Below are 6,062 nucleotides of genomic sequence, written 5' to 3'. Positions count from 1 at the left end.
GGTACAGATGGTCTACATCGACCCGCCCTATGGGGTGAAGTTTGGCTCGAACTTTCAGCCGTTTGTTCGCAACCGAGACATGGGGAACAAACACGGTCAAGACGATTTCATGACTCGTGAACCGGAGATGGTGAAGGCGTACCGAGATACGTGGGAACTAGGACTCCATTCGTATCTCACCTATCTGCGTGACCGACTGACGTTGGCTAAGGAGCTACTGCACGAGACCGGGACAATTTTCGTGCAAATTTCTGACGAGAATCTTCACCACGTGCGAGAGGTTCTCGACGAAGTATTTGGCGAGGCGAATTTTGCGGGAATCATTAGCTTTTTTAAGACCAGTTCACAGGGTTCGGCAAAAATTCAATCAATAGTTGATTATCTTCTTGTTTATGCAAAAGATATAGACCGCCAAAAATACAGACCGCTGTTGCTTCCAAAAACGCTGGGGGGCAAAGGAGCGAAGCAGTACGTCATGGCAATCTCGCCTGACATGAAGGAAATGCGCCGAATGACGGCGGAAGAGCTGGCCGACCCATCTCTTCTTCCTGCCGGGTGGAGGGTCTGCCGACTCGGTCCAACAACGTCACAGGGGGCACAAGAAGGACGTAGCGGCCCCTATAACTTCGACGGAGCCACCTATTATCCTTCCGCCAATCGTCATTGGAGCTATGACCCAACCCCGGGTGCCGAAATGGACAAGCTCGCTCAGTTGGGAAGACTTCGGCCGTCAGGCAAGAGTCTGGCGACAATTCTAATGGCTGAGGATAACCCCACCACGGAATTGGACAACGTCTGGCTCGATACGGGGACTGGAAGTTTCACAGAGGAGCAAAGGTACGTTGTTCAAACCGCGCAAAAAGTGATTCAACGCTGCGTCTTGATGTGCACCGACCCGGGCGACCTAGTCTTCGACCCAACTTGTGGCTCTGGAACGACTGCCTACGTCGCTGAGCAATGGGGCCGCCGCTGGATTACTTGCGACACCTCGCGGGTGCCCTTGGCATTGGCACGCCAGCGACTACTGACCGCGACCTTCCCCTACTATGACCTCAAGGAATCGAAACTCGGCCCTGCCGGTGGCTTCGTCTATCAACGTAAGCAGAACCGCAAGGGCGAGGAAGTGGGCGGGCTGGTACCGCACATTACGTTGAAGTCGATTGCAAACGACGAGCAACCGGCTATGGAGGTATTGGTAGACCGGCCCGAAGAACGCAAGGACGTGGTTCGGGTTGCCGGCCCCTTTGTAGTTGAGGCCACCATCGCTCCGGCGCAGACGCTCGAAACGTCGGATAGTCCCGCCGACGCAGAGAGCGAAAGTTCAGGGTCCGCTGTCCGCGAACCTGTTGCAGTCTACAGCGATGCTGCCACTCATATCGAGCGCATGACGCAGGTGCTGCGCCAGTCCAAGACTCTGCGCCTACCGGGCAACCGGGAGCTGGTACTGGAGCAGATTCGTCGCACTAGTGACGGCGACATCCTGCACGCTGAAGCGTCCGATGCAGACGGCAAGCGCATCGCCATCGTCTTCGGCCCGGAATCCGGTGCCGTATCCGCTGACATGGTGTTCGAAGCCGCGCGCGAAGCCCACTTCCTGCGCTACGACCAGTTGTACTTCTTCGCCTTCGCCATCCAGGCCAAGGCTCGCGAACTGATTGAGGAGCGCAATAAGGACGGTGCTCCAAAGCTACGCATCCATTGCACTTATGTAGCCGTGACCCCGGATGTGGCAATGAGCGACCTGCTCAAGACCACCCGCGCCTCGGAAATCTTCTCGGTAACGGGCCTTCCAGACGTGAAGCTGACCAAGCTGAAACAGAAGAATAGTGCGGGCGAGACGCTCTACCAGGTAGATGTGAAGGGCTTGGACATATTCAACCCGGTCAACATGGACCACGAATCGGTCGAGGGCGAAAACCTGCCCTGCTGGATGCTGGATACCGACTACGACCCATCGGGCGCATTCTATGCGACACAAGTATTCTTCCCTAAGACCAGCGCTTGGGACAACCTGCAAAAATCCCTCAAGGCGGATTTTGATGAGTCGGTGTGGTCGCACTTGGCGGGCACCACGAGCGAACCGTTTGTGATTGGCGAACGTCGACGAATCGCGGTCAAGGTGATTGATGAGCGTGGCAACGAGCTGATGCGCGTTATTGAGAACATTGCGTAAGGGAGCGAGCAATGTCGCAAATCAACGCCGTCGAGAAGCCCATCATAAATTCCCCGTTCGAGGAACCAAAGTTCCACTGGCACATCGAGGAAGGCAAGCAGCCACAAAAGCGCGAAGGGCGTCGCCCAGCCAGCTACTTCTTCCGCGTGCCGGAACATGCCGGGCGGGGAAAGAAAGCCAAGAAGCAGACCGTGCTGTTCGACCAGGATGCAAAAGGCAATGAGTACCTGCTCGATACAGCGAACCTCATCCGTCAGCGCCTGAAGGAATGGCGTGCTCGCGAGTACAGCGGGGCGACGAAAGTCACCAAGGAGCTGATTGCTCTGTGGCGCTCGACCGACCGCAAGCAGCGACTTTTCTTCGCCCAGCTTGAGGCGGTCGAAACGGTACTCCTTCTCACAGAAGGTCCGGAAGACCTCAAGCAGGGCATCCGCATCCCCACCGACGAGCCTGGCGACGATGCCAAGGCCGCCGGATACAAGGCATTCATCCGCTATGCGGTGAAGATGTGTACCGGGTCGGGTAAGAGCACCGTTATGGGCATGCTGGCCGCGTGGTCGATTCTCAACAAGGTGGTGGATTCCACCAATCCGAATTATTCGGACACGGTGCTCATCGTCTGCCCTAACGTCACGGTCCGCGACCGGCTACACGAGCTCGACCCCAATTTGGACGAAATCAGTCTCTATCGCACTCGTGAGCTGGTACCGCTGCATCGCATGCCCGACCTACGTCGGGGTGAGGTGTTTGTCACCAACTGGCACAACCTTGAGCGCCGCGAGCTTTCGGACGTGAACGGCACGTCGGCAAGGGTCGTGAAGCGCGGCATGCCGATGGAGAAGCGGCGCACGGTTAAGCTGGGTGGCAAAGACCAACTCACCGAAGCCGACATTCGCCAGCAGGCGCTGACGGGCGCTTTTGAAATCGTCGGCGAGGTCAAAGACCGCCACGGTGTTCTGACAGCTTTCGAGGTCAAGGAAACCAAATACTATGAGAGCGACACCGCGTTCTTGCGTCGAGTACTGGGCAACCGCAAAGGGCGCAGCTCCGCCATCATGGTGATGAATGACGAGGCCCACCACGCCTACCGGCGCGGCAAGACTGAACCCGATGACGAATACGCTATCGATGAGGAAACAGCCGACGCCGATGCACGCGAGGCCACCGTCTGGATTGAAGGGCTGGACCGCATCAACAAGGCGTTGAATGGGGCGAAGAATGGCGTGCGCCTATGCGTGGACCTGTCCGCCACCCCTTTCTACATCCAAGGCTCAGGTAATGAAGTAGGCAAGCCCTTCCCCTGGGTGGTGTCCGACTTCAGCCTGCTGGAGGGAATTGAAGCGGGGCTAGTGAAAATCCCGCAGTTGCCGACCCAGGACATCACCGGTGGCGAAACTCCGGCCTACTTCAATGTGTGGCGCTGGGTTCAAGAGCGTATCGAGCAAGACGGTGGCGGCAAGGCAAAGCTCAGCCCGGACATGGTGATGCGCTATGCCACAGCGCCTATCACGCAGCTTGCCGATGAGTGGCGCAAAACACTGGATACATGGAAGGCCCAATTCAAAGAGGGCTTCCGCAAGACCGATGTGCCGCCCGTCTTCATTGTCGTGTGCCGCGATACCGCCCTGGCCAAGGAGCTCTATGAATGGCTGGCAAATGGCAAGCCGGACCACGGCCAGTCGCCTGTCGAGTTCCGCAACAGGCCCGGCCAGGAAAATACCATCCGAGTGGACAGCAAGATTGCGGAGGACATCGCCTCTGGTGCGAGCGGTAGCGATGAAGCTCGACGCCTGCGCTTTGTGCTGGACACCATCGGCAAGACTGCCTGGCCTGGCGGTCATATCCCCGAGGAATACGAGGCACTGGTCGAGAAACACAACCGCAAGGCTCTAGACGATGAAGAAAGTGGCTTGGTGACCATCGACGCCAGCATTCCCCCTGGGCGGGACGTGCGCTGCATCATCAGTGTGGCTATGCTGTCGGAGGGCTGGGACTGCAACACAGTGACCCACGTCGTTGGCCTGCGACCGTTTGGCTCACAGTTGCTATGCGAGCAAGTGGTGGGCCGCGCGCTGCGCCGCACGTCCTACGCTCTCGACGAGGCCACAGGTTATTTTCGGGAAGAAACCGCCAAGGTATTCGGYGTTCCCTTCGAGCTGATTCCGTTCAAGGTGGAAGGAGGTGGAGCACCACCGCCGACGCCGCCTTCTAACCAGATATACGCCGACCCGGCCAAGGCTGACTTTGAAATCACCTTCCCCGTGGTCGAAGGCTATGCAGACCCCGGCATCACTCGCATTTCGCTGGATTGGGCCAAGGTTCCCAAGCTGACGCTCGACCCGCTTGAGGTGCCGGATTCAATCCTCATGAAGGGGCTGGCAGGTGCCGATGGCAGCCTTGCCGCTTATGGTCCGGGTGCGGCGGAATTGGTGACATTGGAAGCGTGGCGTGAGCGCGTTCGTGTGCAGCAAGTCGCCTTCACCCTTGCAAGCACACTGGTCAAACAGTGGCAGCGAGACAAAGGCGACAGTATTCCCACGCATCGCCTCTTTCCGCAGCTTCTGGCTTACGCTCAGCAGTTTCTGGCGACCAAGCTCGTCTGCAAAGGAAACCGTGCGCCTCAGGATGTGGCGCTGAACCCGTATTTCGGCAAAGCGGTCGGCTGCATCATCGACAACTTGCAGGCAATCGATGAGGGCGGGCAAGCTCAGGAGCGGCCCATTATCGCGGCTGGTGCGGCTGGCCTTCGTTCGTCCCGATTTGTCGAATTTGCCACGGGCCGCGACCTATGGCCGGTGACCCGCTGCCACTTGAACGCAATGGTGGCCGACACCAAGAAATGGGAACAGAGCGCGGCCTACTGCCTCGACACGCACGACCAGATTYGGGCTTGGGTGAAGAACGACCATCTTGGCTTCGTCGTGCCGTATCGGAAGGACGGAACCAAACGGAACTACCTACCTGATTTCATCGTCGAGTTGGTCTCCGGCGAAAAGCTGGTGGTCGAAATCAAGGGAAAAGTGATTGATGATGCGCTGATAAAGGAGGCGGCTGCCAAGCGGTGGTGCGAGGCAGTGAACCGAGATGGCCGATTCGGTCGCTGGAGCTATCACTTGATGAAGCATCCGGCTGACCTGATGAATCTGCTCGACCAATTAGATTAAGCAGTATTCCCGGTCAAGCTGGTCAGTCTGGTCAATTTCCGCTGTCTGACCGGGATATGCCTACATGGTGCGCGTGATGGTCAAGACGTTGCTAGAACGCTACATGACCCACCCGAAAGGTAAGAGCTGTGGCGGACGTTTTGCCCCAGCGGACCAGATGCTATCCGCCGAATGTTTAGAGTGTGCACTGGGGGCAACTTTGGGGGCAACTTGACAAGGTGTTGGCGCGATGGCTCATGTATTAGGGAGATTTTTGCTTAGTTAGAGAGTCCTTCGGCCACCAGGATTTGTCTTACGAAACAACGCACTACGTCGAGAGATGTGGTGCGTTGTTTTGCTTTGGGGGATTCTGAATCGCTAGAATCCCAATGCGTCCGTGCGTCCGCATCGTTGAGATTCGCCATCCGGTCGTTCGCCGAATCGCAGAGCGTATAGTTTCCWCCCATGCACATGCCCAAATCCCCGGAACACACAGCGCCAGGCATCGGCAACGCCGCCACCGACCCCGCCGCCCGCGCCCAGGCCGGCCGGCGTAGCACCCTTGTCAGCGTGGCCGTCAATGTGGTCCTGACCATTGCGCAGGGGTTTATCGGCGTGGTGGCGGGTTCCCAGGCGCTGGTGGCGGACGCCATTCACTCCCTTTCCGATCTGGTTTCGGATTTCCTCGTGTTGTTCGCCGGGCATCACGGCAGCAAGGATCCGGATACCGATCACCCGTACGGGCA

General features: G+C 57.9%; 3 protein-coding genes. All 3 read left to right on the top strand.

Going from position 1 to position 6,062, the window contains the following annotated elements; translation table 11 throughout:
• Positions 1-2,173: site-specific DNA-methyltransferase (locus AB4Z27_RS28325; protein WP_441645884.1), on the top strand; the 2,173-nt coding region annotated here is incomplete at its 5' end.
• 11 nt (positions 2,174-2,184) lie between these two features.
• Positions 2,185-5,337: a BPTD_3080 family restriction endonuclease gene (locus AB4Z27_RS28320; protein ID WP_441645883.1), complete on the top strand. Its 3,153-nt coding sequence runs from the start codon at positions 2,185-2,187 to the stop codon at positions 5,335-5,337.
• A 450-nt stretch (positions 5,338-5,787) separates the two neighbouring features.
• Positions 5,788-6,062: cation diffusion facilitator family transporter (locus AB4Z27_RS28315; RefSeq protein ID WP_441645882.1), on the top strand; the 275-nt coding region annotated here is incomplete at its 3' end.

It is taken from the genome of Cupriavidus sp. KB_39, from assembly GCF_052114485.1.
In the GTDB taxonomy this organism is placed as follows: Bacteria; Pseudomonadota; Gammaproteobacteria; order Burkholderiales; family Burkholderiaceae; genus Cupriavidus.
This window is presented reverse-complemented; position numbering and strand designations above follow the sequence as displayed.